This is a genomic window from Paenibacillus sp. FSL H7-0943, assembly GCF_037963265.1.
In the GTDB taxonomy this organism is placed as follows: domain Bacteria; phylum Bacillota; class Bacilli; order Paenibacillales; family Paenibacillaceae; genus Paenibacillus_AQ; species Paenibacillus_AQ odorifer.
In genome coordinates this window covers 4,667,460-4,685,033 of record NZ_CP150148.1, presented here as the reverse complement: position 1 = coordinate 4,685,033, position 17,574 = coordinate 4,667,460, and the positions used below count along the sequence as shown (strand labels likewise).

The window sequence follows — 17,574 nt, the reverse complement described above, 5'->3', positions numbered from 1 at the left end:
GATGATAATTTCTGCTCCTTTTTTGAGTAACAGCTTGAATTTATGGATGGGCTGTATTACTATAAGTTTGTTGCGCTTCAAGGTCTAAGGGCGCCAAAGTTATGTTTTAAACGGGATTATCACGTATATTTTACGTTGAAACGGAAACAGTGTATGATACCGGAGAATTTACTCAGGGAGGTGAGAAAACATGAATAAATCAGATTTGATCAATGTAGTTACAGAAGCAACTGAACTTCCCAAGAAGGATGCTACTAAAGCTGTAGATGCGGTTTTCGAAGCAATTACAGAAGCACTGCAAAGCGGTGATAAAGTACAACTGGTTGGATTCGGAAACTTTGAAGTGCGTGAGCGTTCTGCACGTAAAGGCCGTAACCCGCAAACTGGTGAAGAAATCGAAATTCCTGCAAGCAAGGTACCGGCATTCAAACCCGGTAAGGCGCTGAAAGACGGAATCAAATAAAGATTTCTACATACCTATCCCATAGTCTTTTTAAGAACAACTATGCCGCCCTCCAAGGCGGCATTTGTTTTTTGAAATACTATGAACTGTATAATAGGTTTAGAGGAGGATGAGTGATGATGGATAAAAATACGGGTACTACTCCGCTTCCAACGGGCAGCGACTATATTGTGGTTAAGGCTAAAGATAATGGCGTTCAGGTCATTGGGTTAACCAGAGGTACAGATACACGTTTTCATCATACAGAGAAGCTGGATAAGGGTGAGGTATTGATTGCCCAGTTTACTGATCATACCTCAGCGATGAAGATCCGCGGTAAGGCTGAAATATGGACAAAGCACGGACAATTGGAAAGTGAAAGCTGAAAAGCAGGCATAGCCTGCTTTTTTTCAAAATATAGTAAAGAGAAATGATCGTATTCCGCTAAGAGTGGGAATTATGGATAAGGGGGGCGTGTTCATGAACAAGGCCTGGTGGGTTGGAGCCGTATTACTCTTGACTGCAACCTCTGCTGTAATATTGCCCAAAGTGGCAGATATGGATTCAACCTTACAGCAGAGAAATGGTGCAGTGGAGACTTTTACTGGCGGCCATAACACGGTGCTAGACAACGATAATCTTGTTGATGTTCTTGGCGCACTTCCATTGACCTTATCCATTGATAGCGTAGGCTGGGAGGATCACGTTCTGTCTCTGGATTTAAAAGTGAGCGGAAATGATCATGAACCCCAGGAGCTTTATCGAAATATGGCACAGACTATTTCTTTTGCTTTTCAAGAAACCTTGAATGTGGATCAGCTTCTGCTGCGCATCGTGGTCATGGATAAATGGCTGGATAGCCGCCGGCTGCTGCTAGCAGGGGATATCAGACGCGCGGAGTGGTCCGTTGAACTCCAGAATGAACTTCAGTCTGCGGGTAATCTCCCCATATCCGAGCGTCTCAAGACAGGCTTCCGTATTAGTGAGACTGAGCTCTGGAAGAAGCAGTTCATTTATCCTTGAGAAGAATAAAAGAAACTCAGTTGTATCACAGTGCGTGACAAAAAAACATGTGATATAATAGACAAGATTGTGAACAAAGGAATTAATATAAATGTCAATGGCTTCGGAGGCTGAAATGAAACCGTACTGCATACCGCAACTGGCAAAACCCTACACCGACTACGACATGATTCAGAAGCATACGGATTTGCCGCCGTTTTCTGATGGCCGGGGTCATTTGTTATATATTTTTCTAAACCATGGATCTTCTGTAAAAGGAAGTACTGGTGAGTTGTATACGCTCGTAACCGCACTTATTCAACTTGGACTAGATACACATGAGGTAATTGACCGCTCGAATGATAGACGCGGTGGAGATCCTATGCGTTCCCGTCAATTAAAGGTATTGGCTGGTGATTATTTTAGTAGCTGGTTTTACCATCTGCTTGCAAAGAGTGATCAGATTGAGATGGTTGGAATCTTGAGTAAGGCGATTGCTGATTTCAATGTCTTGAAAGCGAACCTCTATGTGAAGATGAGAGGAATCCGTCTTTCGGCTGAACAATACTTGCGGCACATGGTACAGCTCAATATGCGGCTGTTCCTTTCTTTTACGCCCATGATCGAGAATTCCTTAGTGGAATTGTGGGAGAAGTTATTGACAGAGTTCAGTCAGTGCGAAACTGTTGCCATAGAGCTTCAGCGTTGTGATAACCTTGAGAATGCAAGCAATGGTTATTGCTACTGGAAGATGCTGGAGTCAGCGACAGAGGAAGAACGCAAACAGCTTCAAGACCAGAACCTTGATCAGAAGGACTGGAAGATGCTGAAGATGAAATATAAATGTGATTCTCTGCTGACGGACAAGCTCCATCAGTCGATTCAGTCGATTCAGGGACTATTACAAAGCGTTAAAGACGAAAGCCTGCTTAGAGAGCTTGAGATAGCGCTGGATCGTATTCTCCTGCAGATGAAAGTCTCAGGACAAGCAGCCGTGGAGGGTTAGTGGATGACTATGGACAAAACTACAACTGCTGTGGGTGATAACAGCAAGCCGAAGGAACAGTTTGTGCACTCGGTGTTTGAGAGTATTGCAGGTAAATATGATTTGATGAATGACATCTTAAGCTTTCGCCGCCATAAGGCTTGGCGTAAGTTCACGATGAAGAAGATGGGTATGAAGCGCGGGGATTCAGCTGTAGACTTATGCTGCGGCACTTGCGATTGGAGCATTGCCTTGGCCGAAGCCTCACAGACAGGGAATGTGATAGGGCTCGACTTCAGTGCAGGCATGCTTGAAGTGGGGCGCCGTAAGGTGGAGGAGCGCAAGCTTCAGGACCGGATCTCTCTCGTACAGGGCAACGCTATGGAGTTGCCTTTTGAAGACAACGCATTTGATTATGCAACGATTGGTTTTGGACTCCGCAACGTACCGGATCTTGTTCAAGTGCTGAACGAGATGAAACGGGTGGTGAAGCCCGGAGGAATGGTGGTCTGCCTGGAGCTTTCCAAGCCGATGAAACAACCGTTTAAAGGTATCTATTTCTTTTATTTTCAGCGTGTACTCCCATTGCTGGGCAAGTTATTCGCTAAAAGGTATGAGCAATACAAATGGTTGCCAGAATCGCTGGCGCTGTTCCCTGACCGGGAGCAATTAGCTGCTATTTTCCGTGAAACCGGACTGCAAAAAGTGGAATCCTTCCCCTTGACCGGAGGCATCGCGGCATTACATATTGGGCTCAAGGAGAACGGGAATGTTTAAGAAAATCGGTATCTTTTTACAAATGATCAAGTTTGAACATACGGTATTTGCTTTACCTTTTGCTTTTATGGGCGCTTTACTTGGTTCCGTTGTCATGTTTGGCACACTACCTACCTGGAGCCAGATTGGTTGGATCGTAGTGGCTATGTTTGGGGCACGGAGCGCTGCTATGGGTCTGAATCGACTGATTGACCGGATAAGTGATGCTAAGAATCCACGCACAGCGGGAAGAGCTATTCCTGCAGGATTATTGAAGATCGGTGAAGTCGTCATTTTTATCGGCATTTCGTTTTTCTTACTCTTTTGGGCAGCCTTTAAGCTGAATCCTTTGTCGGCCAAGCTCTTGCCAATCGCAGTTTTCCTTCTTGTCATTTATTCATTTACTAAGCGCTTTACATGGGCCTGCCATCTTATCCTCGGTCTGACCATTGCGCTTGCACCTTTAGGCGGTTGGGTAGCTGTAACTGGTAGTGTGAATTGGACTTCAATGGTATTTTATTTCACTATTGTGTTTTGGACTGCAGGTTTTGATGTAATTTATTCTTGTCAGGATGTTGAGTTTGATCTAAAAGAGGGCTTGAAGTCCATTCCGGTTCGGTTCGGGGTTCAAGGTGCACTCTTTATTGCCCGCGTATTTCACATTCTCACGGCGATTGGTTTCGTATCGTTGCTGTTTATGACGGATTTAAGCTGGTGGTATGTAGCAGGCATGATCATCGCATATATCATTCTCTTTTATGAGCACTACATTGTATCTCCGAGTGACCTGAGCCGTCTGCAGACTGCTTTTTTCACTATGAACGGCGTATTGAGCATCGTGGTGTTCTCTTTCACTTTGATTGACTTGGTGGTGCAGTTCTACTAATGACGCTTACTAAACCGAAAAACATCGTGGTTGGAATTACAGGAGCAAGCGGTGCGATATATGGTGTTCGTCTAACTGAAACCTTGCTGTCACTAGGCTACTCCGTGCATTTGGTAGTTAGCAATGCGGGCTGGCGCGTATTTAAAGAAGAACTTGGCTATATCGCATCAGACCGGGAGGGCTTTTTGAACGAAAGGTTCAAAGGCTATCCCGGTTCTCTGCTTTATCATCCTGTTGCGGATATCGGCGCATCCATTGCAAGTGGTTCGTTTCGTGTGGAAGGGATGATTATTATGCCTTGCTCTATGGGAACATTATCCGCGGTAGCGAATGGGACCTCTGATAATCTGATGACACGTGCTGCTGACGTTATGCTCAAGGAAGGCCGCCTACTGGTGCTTGTACCTCGTGAGACTCCACTGCATGCTATTCATCTAGAGAATATGTTGAAGCTGTCCCGTCTGGGAGTTCGGATGATTCCCGCAATGCCGGCTTTTTATTTTGGGCCGCAAAGTATGGATGATCTGATTAATTTCATGGTGGGCAAAGTGCTTGACAGCTTTAATATTGAACACAATTTATTTCGAAGATGGGGGGATTGAAAGGATGGACAATAACAGCCACACCATCATTGGCAAAATCAGCTATACCAACTCATGGCCGGTATTTCACAATTTTCATCCCTCTGCACTGAAATATCCTGCAGAGATGGTGAGTGAGGTACCTGCCATTCTTAATCAGGGGATGAGCCGTGGAACTATTCATGTAGGTGCTTTATCCTCTTTTGCTTATGCTGAGGCCAGTGACAAATTATTACTTCTACCTGATTTATCGGTTAGCGCGGACGGTCCTGTGAGATCAATATTCCTTTTTTCCAGGGTGCCATTTGCTCAGATTGGCAGCGGTAAGATCGCTGTTACGAATACTTCTGCAACCTCAGTAAATTTGCTGAAAATTTTAATGGAAAAAGCTTTTGGCAATAAACCGGAGTATATTAGCGCTAATCCTGATTTGGATGACATGATGCATGAAGCGGATGCCTGTTTATTAATTGGTGATAATGCTATTAAGGCCTCATGGCAGGATCAAGGTTATATCGTTACTGATCTAGCTGAGGTTTGGAAGGAATGGACGGGCTTAGGGATGACCTTTGCGGTCTGGGCAGTGAATCGAAAGGCTGCGGAGGACAAACCGGAAGCTATTTCTGAGATTGCAGAGGCTTTTGCCGAGAGTAAAATGCGGGGATTGAGAGATTTAGATCCTATTGTACAAGCAGCTTGTTCTAACATTGGAGGAACAAAGTCTTATTGGGAAGGGTACTTCCGCAATTTATGTTATGATTTTGGAGAAAGGCAGCAGCAAGGTTTGAACCTCTATTTCCGCTATGCCTATGAGATGGGCCTGCTGCCGCAGGAAGTGAAGATGGAGATTTGGAGCCATAAACTGTTGACACGGGTGAAAGAATGAAACGACTGCAAATATTCGGATTACTGAACAGAGATATGGATCAGATTGAAAAAGAGCTGTACCGCAGTGTACAGGGGGATGACGATCTGCTTACAGAAACCTCCCTGCATTTATTAAAGGCAGGCGGCAAAAGATTACGTCCCGTATTTGTCCTAATGGGCGGGAAATTCGGTAAGTATGATCTGGAAAAACTGAAACGGGTGGCGATACCGTTAGAGTTGATCCATAGCGCTTCACTGGTCCATGATGATGTGATCGACGATGCAGAATTGCGCCGTGGTGAACTCACCGTGAAAGCAAAATGGGGCGATAAAATTGCCATGTACACTGGTGACTACATATATGCAAAAGCGCTGGTTATGACTACGGAGCTGAAGAATCCACGAATTCATCAAATTCTGTCTAAGGCGATGATCGAAATGTCGATCGGAGAGATGGAGCAGATTCGTGACTTTTTCAACAGTGAGCAAAGTGTACGTCATTATCTACGGCGTATCCGCCGCAAAACAGCCCTGCTGATTGCAGTTAGCTGCCAACTCGGCGCTCTTGCTGCTGAGGCAGATCCAGAAGTAGCTCGTCTGCTTTATAATTATGGATATAACGTGGGTATGGCGTTCCAGATTCGTGATGATTTACTGGATCTCTCAGGCACAGAGAAACAGATCGGTAAACCTCCGGGCAGTGATATGCGGCAAGGAAACATTACACTTCCAGTGATTTATAGTCTTGAGGATGAGCGACTGCGCGAGTCATTGCTTGAGGAACTGAAGTCTATACGTGAGGGACATAGCACGGTAGGACATGCGATTGATCTCATTCTTTCCGGAGACGGAATCGCCCGTTCTGAGGAGCTCGCTTCACGTTATATCGACAAGGCGCTGGCGGCGCTGGAACAATTGCCTAACAATAAGACTAAGCGCAATCTGCGCGATATTGCGTATTTTATAACAGGTAGAAGTTATTGATCTTCTGGTGAGATTGAAATTAAACGTTTCCAGAAAGCAATGTTTCTGTTAAGATAGCGTCAAAACAACCCTTCAAATGGGAAAATGGAGAGTGCTTCTATGGAAAAGACGTATCTGATGGTCAAGCCTGATGGAGTTCAACGTGGATTAATAGGGCGTATTGTTGCCCGCTTTGAGGATAAGGGGTTTAAATTGGTCGCTGCTAAACTGATTACAGTTAGTGAGGATCAAGCGAAAAGACATTATGCTGAGCATGCAGGCAAAGACTTTTTTTCAGAGCTGGTCTCTTTCATCACTTCAGGTCCAGTGTTTGCAATGGTATGGGAAGGCGATGATGTCGTAACTTTATCCCGGACACTCATAGGCAAAACAAAAGTTGGAGAAGCTCTGCCAGGCACGATTCGTGGCGACTTTGCCAGCCATACACCACTTAATTTAATTCATGGATCAGACTCGCCTGAAAGTGCAGAACGGGAAATTGCTAATTTCTTTGCTCCAGATGAACTGAATCAGTATAACAAAGACATCGCAGTCTGGATGTAAGGTCCAGGTGGGAGGCAGGGGATTAACATGTCTGATCGTAATGTTGCAGCATTAACAACAGATCCAGATTATAGCGGATTTATTCACAACGTTAAACAAAGCACCGGAATTGATCTGGCTCAATATAAAGAAGCGCAGATGAAGCGGCGTTTGACGACTCTTCGGATGAAGAATGGGTATCATACCTTCAGTGATTTTTTTGCAGCGATGATGAAAAATAAGGACTTATTTTATGAATTTTTAGATCGAATGACGATCAATGTCTCTGAGTTCTGGCGGAATCCGAATCGCTGGGAAGTTTTGCGGGATATTATCCTCCCTGACCTCCAGCAGTCGGGCCGCAAATTAAAGCTGTGGAGCGCGGCATGTTCCACAGGCGAAGAGCCTTACACGCTGGCTATGATTTTGTCGGACAAGAATATATTGGCGCAGACAGGTATTCTTGCCACTGACATTGATGATGGCGCTTTATCCAAAGCAAAGCAGGGTCTTTATTTGGAACGTTCTTTAAAGGATGTGCCGAAAGACGTGGCAGCACGTTATTTTACGCCGGAAGGCCCTGTCTTCAAGGTCAGCGATTCACTTAAGAAAAACATAGATTTCCGCAAACAAAATTTGCTCTTGGACAAGTTCGACGAAGGTTTCGATCTTATTATTTGTCGCAATGTAATGATCTATTTTACTGAAGAAGCGAAGAACAAGCTCTATCATAAGTTTTCGGCTAGCTTACGTCCGGGTGGTTATTTGTTTGTGGGCAGCACAGAGCAAATCTTTACACCGGCTCAATATGGCTTTGAATCGACGGAAACTTTTTTCTATCGTAAAAAATAAATACTTTTTGCTCCTTCGCCATTAACTTCAAAGGTATACTTTCGCAAAAGTTCAGTGATACTGGATAGTAGAATCTGTACGCTAAGTGAAAGGAAAGTTAAACCGATGGACAAAAGCAAGGTCATTGCCGCGTACAAACGAGGCTTTATCACCGTTCGTGAGTGCGGGCAAATTCTCGGTGTGGAGGAAATGCAATTGGAGCGCCTTCTGCAGCTGGAAGAGCGTAAGTCTACATTCCCTCCACCAAGCCAGCGGCTCGGCAGCCAACAAGCTGAGGACCGAGCCGAGGAGCGCCATTCATACTCTTAAGGGTATGGATGGCGCTTTTTATTTCGGTATACATACAGTGTTTCTAGGGAGATCCCTTTCTTGTCAAAGCGGATTCCCTATACTATAATGAGCAAAGATCATAGGATTTTAGCGGTTTACAGTTTAAAAGTATAAAAGGGGGAAGACATCATGAGTTTACGCTATTTAACAGCGGGGGAAACGCACGGCCCCCAGCTAACGGCTATTATTGAGGGATTGCCAAGTAATTTAACTTTGGATTTTGAAGAGCTTAACTTTCAATTGCATCGTCGACAAAAGGGATACGGACGTGGACGTCGCATGCAGATTGAGAAAGATACGGCACAGATTGTAGGTGGAGTACGTCACGGCTATACTACGGGTGCTCCGGTAGCCTTGGTAGTAGAGAACAAGGATTGGACTCACTGGAAGAACATTATGAATATTGAACCTATTCCAGGCAGTGATGAAGAAAAACGCCGGGTAAATCGGCCGCGTCCTGGACATGCAGATTTGAATGGTGGATTGAAGTACAATCATACGGATCTTCGCAACGTTCTGGAGCGCTCCAGTGCCCGCGAAACCGCAGCCAGAGTCGCATGTGGCGCTGTAGCCAGACAGCTGCTGGCAGCTTTTGGTGTGAAAGTAGCAGGTCAAGTCATTCGCATTGGTGAAATTGAGGCACCTGCAAATGATCTGCCTATCGATGAGCTGATTGAACGGACAGAACAGTCTTCTGTCAGAGTTGTCGACAAAGAAACAGAACAGAAAATGGAGGCTTACATAGATCAGATCAAGGAAGAGGGCGACTCCATCGGTGGAATCGTTGAATGTATCGTCGAAGGACTGCCCATTGGACTTGGCAGCTATGTACAGTCAGATCGGAAGTTAGACGGGGCAATTGCTGGGGCAGTAATGTCGATTAATGCCTTCAAAGGCGTTGAGATCGGCATTGGATTTGAAGCAGGAAAATTGCGTGGATCGCAAGTCCATGATGAAATTATGTATGAAGCTTCTAAAGGATACTATCGCGCAAGCAATCGTTTAGGCGGTTTTGAAGGCGGGATGACGAATGGCATGCCGGTAGTGGTTCGTGGTGTTATGAAGCCTATTCCTACCTTGTATAAGCCACTTCAAAGTGTAGATATCGATACGAAAGAACCTTTTACAGCTCAAGTAGAACGTTCGGATGCATGTGCGGTTCCAGCGGCATGTGTGGTTATGGAAAGCGTAGTGGCATGGGAAGTTGCCAAAGCATTTCTTGATAAATTCGGCGGGGATTCTCTCGAAGAAATTAAAGCGAACTATGAAAACTATCTTGCACAATTGGAGAGTTATTAATCATGCGTACAATCAATGTAGATTTGGGAGATCGTTCTTATCCAATCCACATCGGTAGTGGTCTGCTGCAGAACATTGGCCAGTACTGTGCTGAGGCTGGACTGTCCACTCGCAGCCCGCTACTGGTTGTGAGTGATAGTGAAGTAGCTCCACGGTATTTACCGGCGCTTGAAGAAGCTCTACGTCAGCAAGGTTATACCGTAGTAAGCCATATTATGCCAGCAGGGGAAGCATCCAAATCATTAACCGTGTATGAAGAGGTTATGACGACCGCGATTCAAGCGGGACTAGATCGCAACTCAGCGGTGTTGGCTTTAGGTGGCGGGGTTGTTGGTGATTTAGCTGGTTTTGTAGCAGCTACCTACATGCGCGGAATAGGATTTCTACAAATTCCAACGACGATTCTAGCCCATGACAGCAGCGTAGGCGGCAAAGTGGCTGTCAATCATCCACTAGCCAAAAATATGGTTGGTGCGTTCTATCAACCTTCGCTGGTGCTTTACGATTTGGATACCCTTCGCACGCTTCCGCCACGCCAAGTCTCTTCTGGCTTAGCTGAAGTAGTGAAGCATGGTCTGATTATGGACAAAGAATTTGCATATTGGTGCCGTGAACATGCTGATGAGCTGCTTGCTCTGAATGCTGAAGCCCTCGGTTATGCCCTTGAGCGCGGTTGTGCGATCAAAGCTCATGTCGTGGCGAACGATGAACGTGAGCATGGACTTCGGGCGATCCTGAATTTAGGCCATACGATCGGCCATGCTATTGAAGCGGTTGGCGGATATGGTGTGTTTTTGCACGGTGAAGCGATTGCGATTGGTATGGCGGGTTCGGCGCTGCTGGCTGTAAAGCTTGGACGTGACCGATCCATTTATGAGGATACAGTATCTATGTTATCTGCCCTTTCACTGCCTATACAGCTTCCTTCTGAATATGATGAAGAGGAGCTAATGGAAGCGATGATGCATGATAAGAAATTCAAAGAAGGCAGAATGACTTTTATTGTGCCTGATGCCATAGGAGCCGTTAGTATTGTAAACGATGTACAGGAATCGCTTGTGCGAGAGGTTCTCGCAGAGCTTAAAAAGGAGGGGAAACCGTGGTAAATCGAGGGATTCGCGGAGCAACTACCGTGATTAATAACGAAGAAACAGAGATTTTGCGTGAAACCGTTGTGCTGCTGCGGGAGATCGTTGAACGCAATAATGTTATAGCTGAGGATATTAGCAATGTATGGATTACGATGACCAATGATCTGGATGCTACTTTTCCGGCAAGAGCCATTCGTGAGATTGAGGGCTGGGAAATGGTGCCGCTTATGTGTTCAACCGAGATCCCGGTCAAAGGCAGCCTGCCGATGTGTATCCGGTTAATGGTGCAGTTTAATACGGATAAATCACAGCGTGAGATCCGCCATGTGTATCTGAATGAAGCTCAGAAGCTTCGTCCGGATTTGTCGCAGAGTAAGTCTTAAATTTGAGTTGTGGGTTGTCAATGACCCTTGTCATCATGTATAGTGTAATTAGCCGAGTATAGAAGAGTTTAGTTGAGTTGAGATGAGTATAGTTGAGCAGAGTGCAAGAAATTTTTGCGAATATAAGAAAGTATAAGCTTTGTTCTATACATTCTTATATTTCACGCATATACGCTTACCGTCCTTATAAGGATGCTGAAGACGTTTATGCCTGATTAGCAGTTTTTGTGTACGCAGAGTCTTTATTTTGATATGTACTGGAGTGTTATTTCACATCCGTGATGTATCTTATTTAGAGATAAGTCTGTAGGCACAACATAACGATGCTGATCATTGCTCAAAAACATATACTTACTTACACAAACCCTCTACTTTGGTAGAGGGTTTTTCTGTGTTTCGGAAAGATTTATATAACTAAGGGGGCATCTAAAAATGACGAATCCGAGTGTTCAAGAGGTGGTAAAGCTGTCGCAGGATTATAATCTGATTCCTGTTGTGAAGCGGCTGCTGGCTGATATGGAAACACCTATCCGGTTATTCCAACGTTTTGCTGAACGTGACCGCGCGTTCTTACTAGAAAGTGTAGAGGGTGGCAAACAATGGGCCCGGTATTCGTTCATCGGCAGCGATCCCTTTTTAATGATATCGGGAAAAAAGGGTGCAATTAACGTAGAGATCGACGGTAAGAAAAAACAGCTGCATGGAAAGCCGATTGAGGAGCTTAAGGCGCTGCTTCGTTCATACCGTAGCCCTAAGCTGGATGAGATGCCGCCATTTACTGGAGGAGCGATCGGATTTTTTGGATATGATCTGCTGCAATATTATGAGAAGCTTCCTGAGCATCCAGTAGATGATCTCCAAATGGATGATATCCGGTTTATGTTCTGTGATCGCATCATTGTTTTTGATCATGTGAAACAACAAATTCTCCTAGTTGGCAACCTGCATGTTAAAGACGGTGATACGGACTCAGATATCAAATCCAATTACGAAAGCTTAAGTCGTAAGCTTGAGGATATGGCCGAAGAGCTGCAGAAGGAAGGGCCTAAGGAAAATGTGAACCGCCGCAGTATTCCGCAGGATATTGAGCTGGGTGAGATTCATTCCAACCTGACTAAAGAACAATATATCAACAACGTAGAACAAGCGAAGGAATACATTCGGGCTGGCGATATTTTTCAAGTGGTGTTGTCGCAGCGCCTGCATATTGAAACGGAAGTTTCTCCACTGCATGTATACCGGATGCTCAGGACGCTTAACCCATCTCCATATATGTATTATTTGAAAATGGATGAAGAGATTATTGTTGGAACCTCACCGGAAGCGCTCGTAAAGGTAGATGGAAACCGTGTGGAGACACGGCCGATTGCCGGAACAAGACCAAGAGGTGAAAGTGAAGCTTCGGATCGTGCTTACGCCGCGGAGCTGCTGGAGGATGAAAAAGAACGTGCAGAGCATTTGATGCTAGTTGATCTAGGTCGTAATGATTTAGGAAGAGTGTCCAAATTCGGTTCTGTAAAATGTGATTCCTTTATGGAAATTGAAAGATACTCTCATGTCATGCATATGGTATCGAATGTGTCAGGCACGCTTAGCGAGGATAAAGATTTCTTTGATGCCTTTCTCTCCTGTTTGCCAGCCGGTACTGTATCAGGAGCACCTAAGCTACGGGCAATGGAGATTATTGCTGAATTGGAGCGAGAAGCCCGTGGTGCTTATGCGGGGGCGATTGGATATTTGGGATTCTCGGGAAATATGGATTCATGTATCACCATCCGTACAATCATCTTCCGTAAGGGCAGAGCATATGTGCAGGCTGGGGCGGGTATCGTTTGGGACTCGGTTCCGGAGAAAGAGTATGAAGAGACGGTGAATAAAGCGAAGGGCATGCTAAAAGCTATTCGTATGGCAGAGGCTATGTTCCCACCCGAGATAAAAGAGAAACAAGTCATCAATCAAGATTACATGTACGCATATACCCCTGAACAGGTGGTTTGATTAATAAAAAAGATTACATTAAGGCTGGAGGATGAACATTATGGATGCAACAAAATTGATACAATCAGGAATCGCTGGACTAATCGAAGGCAAAAGTCTGACACGTGTAGAAGCACGGGATATAATGGGTGCAATCATGCTGGGAGAGGCTTCACAGGCGCAAATCGGATCACTGCTGACCGCTTTACGGATTAAGGGAGAGACCGTGGAGGAGATTACGGGGTTTGCGGAAGCCATGAGAGGTTTCGGCACACCTGTCCTTACTGAAAAAGCGCGTCTGCTAGATACATGTGGTACGGGCGGTTCCGGCATCCATAAGTTTAATATTTCTACCGCCTCAGCGATTATTTCATCAGCGGCTTCGGTACGAGTTGCCAAACATGGCAACCGCTCAGCTTCCGGTAGAGCAGGAAGTGCAGATGTACTTGAAGCTTTGGGCGTCAACATTCATCTGAATGCGGATCAGGCCCGGGAATGCTTGGATCGAATCGGCATTTGTTTTTTATTCGCGCAAATCTATCATCCTTCGATGCGGCATGCGGCGGCACCGCGTAAAGAGCTTGGAGTGCGGACGATTTTTAATATGCTTGGTCCGCTTACGAATCCCGCTGGTGCTGACCGTCAGCTGCTGGGGATTTATGATCGGAATAAGACAGAGACGGTGGCTAATGTACTGAAGGAGCTGGGGTCCAAGCGTGCGATGGTTGTTAGCAGCTTGGATGGTCTGGATGAAATCAGCATCTCGGCCCCTACATTAGTGTCTGAGCTAAAAGAGGGCATCGTAACCACGTATGAGGTAACGCCAGAGGCATTAGGTCTTAACAGACATCCACTGGAAGCTGTGCTGGGTGGAGATGCAGCTGAAAATGCGGCGATTATTACCTCGGTCCTTCAAGGGCAGATGAATCCTTATCGCGATATCGTTCTTGCTAACGCCGGAGCCTGTATATATGTTGCTGGTCTGGCAGATACCATGGCCGGAGGCGTAGAGAGAGCAAAAGATGTAGTGGATTCAGGCAAGGCACTATCCAAGCTTAATCAGCTTGTAGCTATGACGGAGGAACTTAATTATGTATCTTGATAAAATTGTCGCGACTAAGATTAAAGAGGTTGAACTGCTCAGTAAAAACTTTTCGCTGGCACAAGCAGAGCGTGATATTGCGCTTCTTCCGGCAACAAGAGGCTTTCGTAAGGCTCTGACCCAAGGGAAGAACAGAGATATGGGCTTGATCGCTGAGGTGAAGAAGGCTTCTCCTTCCAAAGGGTTGATCCGTGAAGATTTTGATCCTGTTTCCATTGCAAAAGGGTATGAAGCTGGAGGTGCAGATTGCTTATCTGTTCTGACGGACACAGAATATTTCCAGGGCAGCGCAGCTTATCTGCAGCAAGTGAAGGAAGCTGTAAATCTGCCGCTGCTTCGCAAAGATTTTATTATCGATGAGAAGCAGATCTACGAAGCACGTCTTCTCGGAGCGGATGCGGTGTTGTTGATCGTCGCTATTTTGACACCGGCACAACTGTCTCATTTTATAGATATAGCTTCAGAGCTTGGATTGGATATCTTGACTGAGGTGCATGACCGAAATGAACTGGCGGTTGTACTGAGCACAGAAAAGATAACCCAACCAAACGTTCTTCTTGGAATTAATAACCGTAATCTACGTACCTTTGAGACCTCTTTGGAGACAACAGCCGAGCTGGCAGCTCTTGTGCCGCAAGGTGTTCCAGTGATCAGCGAAAGCGGAATTTCCGGGTCAACAGACATCGACTACCTAAGAACTACTGGTGCTCACGGAGTGCTCGTTGGGGAGTATCTAATGCGTCAAGCTAACGTAGAGGATGCGGTTAACGGTTTGCTCGGGGAGCTTCCTAACGGAAAGGACCGTGTCCGGCATGGCTGAGACATTAGTAAAAATCTGTGGACTTCAGGACGTTGAAGTGCTAAAATCTATGTTACACTTACCACTAGATTATATCGGATTTGTTTTTGCACCTAGCCGCCGGAAGGTGTCCATAGAGCGTGCTGCCGAACTGATTGCAGAGCTTCCAAATTGGAAGACTGGTCAAATCCCTAAGGCTGCCGGGGTTTTCGTTAATCCGAAGCTGGATGAGTTGAACGAATTGCTGTCTGTGGTGCATTTAGATGTAATTCAGCTCCATGGACAGGAGAGTCCAGCTTTTTGCCAGCAGGTTCGCCGAGCTTATCCACAGGTTCAGGTATGGAAGGCACTGTCCGTTGCTGATCAAGAGCGGGAAAAAGTTGAAAATGAATATACCTTGGAAGATTACGCAGCTGCAGTAGATGCGGTTTTATTAGATACTTATGATCCATTGCAGAGCGGCGGCTCTGGCCGAACCTTCGCATGGAACAAATTACCTGCTTACCAAGAAATTGCAGTACAACATGACTTGCCCTTGTTTGTGGCTGGAGGGCTTCATTCAGATAATGTTGGTGAATTGCTTGATACCTATGCCCCGTATGGGGTAGACGTGTCGAGTGGAGTAGAGACTGACGGCATTAAGGATATTCAAAAAATGACAGCTTTTGTGGAAAGGGTGAAGCAATCATGATACAAGTACCGGACCAGCATGGACGTTTCGGTTCATTCGGAGGCCGCTTCGTGCCCGAGACTTTGATGAATGCATTGATTGAGTTGGAGGAGGCTTACCGTAAGTTTTCGGCAGATCCAGCTTTTCAGGAAGAAATAGATTATCTATTAAAGCAGTATTCCGGACGGGAGACCCCGCTGTATTATGCGGAGCGTCTGAGCAAACATCTGGGAGAAGCTAAAATATATCTGAAGCGTGAAGATTTGAATCATACAGGTGCCCATAAGATTAACAATGCGATTGGTCAAGGGATTCTGGCCAAAATGATGGGAAAAACGAAGGTAATCGCTGAGACGGGTGCGGGTCAACATGGTGTAGCCACAGCTACAGTTGCAGCTTTGCTAGGAATGGAATGTAAGGTGTTTATGGGGGAAGAGGATACACGTCGCCAGGCCCTTAACGTATTCCGGATGAAGCTGCTTGGTGCAGAAGTGATTCCCGTTACTTCCGGATCTCGTACTTTAAAAGATGCCGGCAACGAAGCGCTTCGCTACTGGGTTAGCAATGTAGATGATACCTTCTATATATTGGGTTCAGCTGTAGGACCACATCCTTATCCGATGATGGTTCGTAACTTTCAGCGGGTTATTGGGGATGAAACACGGCGCCAGATTCTGGAGGCTGAAGGAAGGCTGCCGGATGTGCTCGTAGCTGCTGTAGGCGGTGGCAGTAATGCCATCGGTATGTTCTATCCATTTGTTGAGGATGAAAATGTCGGTATGATTGGTGTAGAGGCGGCTGGTAAAGGCATTGATACCCCTTTTCATGCGGCAACAATGAGTAAAGGAACTCATGGCGTATTCCAGGGATCGATGAGTTATCTCCTGCAGGATGAGCATGGACAAGTAACAGAAGCACATTCCATCTCCGCAGGCCTGGATTATCCTGGTGTGGGTCCTGAACACTCCTATCTAAAAGATATCGAACGCGCAAAATATGTCCCGATTACAGATGCAGAGGCGCTAGATGCACTGAAGCTGCTATGCGTAACGGAAGGCATTATTCCAGCGTTAGAATCGGCGCATGCGATAGCACATGTTGTAAAAATGGGTCCAACCCTTACTAAGGATGATATTGTTGTCATCTGCCTGTCAGGCCGGGGAGACAAAGACGTAGAATCCATTATGGCGTATACAGAAGGGAAGGGAACTGAATGACAACCCAAACTACAAACCGGATGGATTTGGTATTCCGGAAGCTTAAAGCTGAGAACCGGACCGCATTGATTCCTTTTCTGACTGTTGGAGATCCAGATTTGGAGACTACTCTTGCCATCATCACTGAACTGGAGACAGCAGGGGCAGATATTCTGGAGCTAGGAGTACCATACTCTGATCCGCTTGCAGACGGCCCTGTAATTCAGCGAGCATCTGCCCGGGCACTGCGGGGTGAAGTTCACCTGCGCACTTGCATGGAGACCGCGTTAAAGGCTCGTGAAGCCGGCAGCAGTTTGCCATTTATCTTGTTTTCTTATTACAATCCTATCCTGCAAATGGGTCTAGATACGTTTTTTGCTGATCTGAACAAGCATGAAATTAGCGGACTTATTATCCCGGATCTTCCCGTTGAGGAATCAGCGGAGATGCGGCGCCGTAGTGATGAAGTTGGAGTCAACCTCATTCCTTTAGTTGCACCCACCTCAAGCGAACGTATTGCAAAGATTGTATCCGGTGCGAGCGGTTTTATCTATTGTGTATCTTCATTAGGGGTGACTGGAGAAAGATCCTCTTTCCATGCGGATGTAGAAGCCTTTATTGATTCCGTTCGTCAAGCTACGGATCTGCCAGTGGCTGTAGGATTTGGGATCTCTACTGGCGAACAGGTTGCCCGGTTTGCTCAGATTTGCGATGGTGTTGTAGTAGGAAGTGCCATTGTCCGCAAAATAGAAGAGGTAATTCCGTTGCTTGATCATCCTGCTACGCGGAATGAGGGACTGTTGCAAATTCGAGAATTTGTGGCACAATTAAAAAGACCATAACAGTGTCA

Annotated in this window: 21 protein-coding genes; all 21 read left to right on the top strand. The window is 45.9% G+C overall.

The genetic code is table 11. The features are described from left to right. Positions 1–190: 190 nt before the first annotated feature. The 21 genes from NSQ55_RS20560 (at position 191) to trpA (ending at position 17,566) form a co-directional block, all read left to right on the top strand. Positions 191–463 carry an HU family DNA-binding protein gene (locus NSQ55_RS20560; protein ID WP_036676223.1) on the top strand — a complete coding sequence of 91 codons (273 nt, stop codon included), beginning with the start codon at positions 191–193 and terminating at the stop codon, positions 461–463. Positions 464–579: 116 nt separating this feature from the next. Then, entirely contained in the window at positions 580–828 is a 249-nt protein-coding gene (gene mtrB / locus NSQ55_RS20555) for a trp RNA-binding attenuation protein MtrB (RefSeq protein WP_051490908.1), read from the top strand. Positions 829–922: 94 nt separating this feature from the next. Beyond that, positions 923–1,465: a hypothetical protein gene (locus NSQ55_RS20550; protein ID WP_280753030.1), complete on the top strand. Its 543-nt coding sequence runs from the start codon at positions 923–925 to the stop codon at positions 1,463–1,465. Between the two features lie 115 nt (positions 1,466–1,580). After that, a complete protein-coding gene (locus NSQ55_RS20545) occupies positions 1,581–2,450 on the top strand; it encodes a heptaprenyl diphosphate synthase component 1 (protein ID WP_076127631.1) in 870 nt (289 codons plus the stop codon). Between the two features lie 3 nt (positions 2,451–2,453). Further along, positions 2,454–3,206: a demethylmenaquinone methyltransferase gene (locus NSQ55_RS20540; protein ID WP_139329851.1), complete on the top strand. Its 753-nt coding sequence runs from the start codon at positions 2,454–2,456 to the stop codon at positions 3,204–3,206. Next, on the top strand, positions 3,199–4,071 hold the full coding sequence (locus tag NSQ55_RS20535; protein WP_076127498.1) for a UbiA-like polyprenyltransferase: 873 nt from the start codon (positions 3,199–3,201) through the stop codon (positions 4,069–4,071). Before NSQ55_RS20540 ends, NSQ55_RS20535 begins: the two co-directional genes overlap by 8 nt. Then, positions 4,071–4,673: a flavin prenyltransferase UbiX gene (locus tag NSQ55_RS20530; protein WP_339168871.1), complete on the top strand. Its 603-nt coding sequence runs from the start codon at positions 4,071–4,073 to the stop codon at positions 4,671–4,673. The genes NSQ55_RS20535 and NSQ55_RS20530 overlap by 1 nt, the downstream gene beginning before the upstream one ends. Before the next feature lie 4 nt (positions 4,674–4,677). After that, positions 4,678–5,538, top strand: a complete 861-nt coding sequence (locus NSQ55_RS20525) for a menaquinone biosynthesis protein (RefSeq protein WP_076127500.1) — start codon at positions 4,678–4,680, stop codon at positions 5,536–5,538. After that, on the top strand, positions 5,535–6,503 hold the full coding sequence (locus tag NSQ55_RS20520; RefSeq protein WP_076127501.1) for a polyprenyl synthetase family protein: 969 nt from the start codon (positions 5,535–5,537) through the stop codon (positions 6,501–6,503). Before NSQ55_RS20525 ends, NSQ55_RS20520 begins: the two co-directional genes overlap by 4 nt. 99 nt (positions 6,504–6,602) lie before the next feature. Continuing rightward, entirely contained in the window at positions 6,603–7,046 is a 444-nt protein-coding gene (gene ndk / locus NSQ55_RS20515; protein WP_076127503.1) for a nucleoside-diphosphate kinase, read from the top strand. Between the two features lie 27 nt (positions 7,047–7,073). Further along, a complete protein-coding gene (locus NSQ55_RS20510; protein WP_036676236.1) occupies positions 7,074–7,877 on the top strand; it encodes a protein-glutamate O-methyltransferase CheR in 804 nt (267 codons plus the stop codon). A gap of 105 nt (positions 7,878–7,982) precedes the next feature. Further along, on the top strand, positions 7,983–8,186 hold the full coding sequence (locus NSQ55_RS20505) for a hypothetical protein (protein ID WP_339168868.1): 204 nt from the start codon (positions 7,983–7,985) through the stop codon (positions 8,184–8,186). Between the two features lie 150 nt (positions 8,187–8,336). Beyond that, the gene (aroC, locus tag NSQ55_RS20500; RefSeq protein ID WP_076192207.1) at positions 8,337–9,506 is read left to right on the top strand and encodes a chorismate synthase; all 1,170 of its coding nucleotides are present in this window, start codon (positions 8,337–8,339) and stop codon (positions 9,504–9,506) included. Between the two features lie 2 nt (positions 9,507–9,508). After that, positions 9,509–10,612, top strand: a complete 1,104-nt coding sequence (aroB, locus tag NSQ55_RS20495) for a 3-dehydroquinate synthase (protein ID WP_076302761.1) — start codon at positions 9,509–9,511, stop codon at positions 10,610–10,612. Next, positions 10,606–10,980 (top strand): chorismate mutase, encoded by a 375-nt coding sequence (aroH, locus tag NSQ55_RS20490; protein ID WP_076127508.1) that lies wholly within the window; start codon positions 10,606–10,608, stop codon positions 10,978–10,980. Before aroB ends, aroH begins: the two co-directional genes overlap by 7 nt. Positions 10,981–11,412: 432 nt before the next feature. Beyond that, on the top strand, positions 11,413–12,978 hold the full coding sequence (gene trpE, locus NSQ55_RS20485) for an anthranilate synthase component I (protein ID WP_076127509.1): 1,566 nt from the start codon (positions 11,413–11,415) through the stop codon (positions 12,976–12,978). Between the two features lie 40 nt (positions 12,979–13,018). After that, positions 13,019–14,059: an anthranilate phosphoribosyltransferase gene (gene trpD / locus NSQ55_RS20480; RefSeq protein WP_175617300.1), complete on the top strand. Its 1,041-nt coding sequence runs from the start codon at positions 13,019–13,021 to the stop codon at positions 14,057–14,059. Then, positions 14,049–14,879 carry an indole-3-glycerol phosphate synthase TrpC gene (gene trpC / locus NSQ55_RS20475; RefSeq protein WP_339168864.1) on the top strand — a complete coding sequence of 277 codons (831 nt, stop codon included), beginning with the start codon at positions 14,049–14,051 and terminating at the stop codon, positions 14,877–14,879. The genes trpD and trpC overlap by 11 nt, the downstream gene beginning before the upstream one ends. Continuing rightward, entirely contained in the window at positions 14,872–15,549 is a 678-nt protein-coding gene (locus tag NSQ55_RS20470) for a phosphoribosylanthranilate isomerase (RefSeq protein ID WP_076302758.1), read from the top strand. The genes trpC and NSQ55_RS20470 overlap by 8 nt, the downstream gene beginning before the upstream one ends. Then, on the top strand, positions 15,546–16,745 hold the full coding sequence (gene trpB / locus NSQ55_RS20465; RefSeq protein ID WP_076127515.1) for a tryptophan synthase subunit beta: 1,200 nt from the start codon (positions 15,546–15,548) through the stop codon (positions 16,743–16,745). Before NSQ55_RS20470 ends, trpB begins: the two co-directional genes overlap by 4 nt. Further along, positions 16,742–17,566, top strand: a complete 825-nt coding sequence (gene trpA, locus NSQ55_RS20460; protein ID WP_076127517.1) for a tryptophan synthase subunit alpha — start codon at positions 16,742–16,744, stop codon at positions 17,564–17,566. Before trpB ends, trpA begins: the two co-directional genes overlap by 4 nt. Positions 17,567–17,574 lie beyond the last annotated feature (8 nt).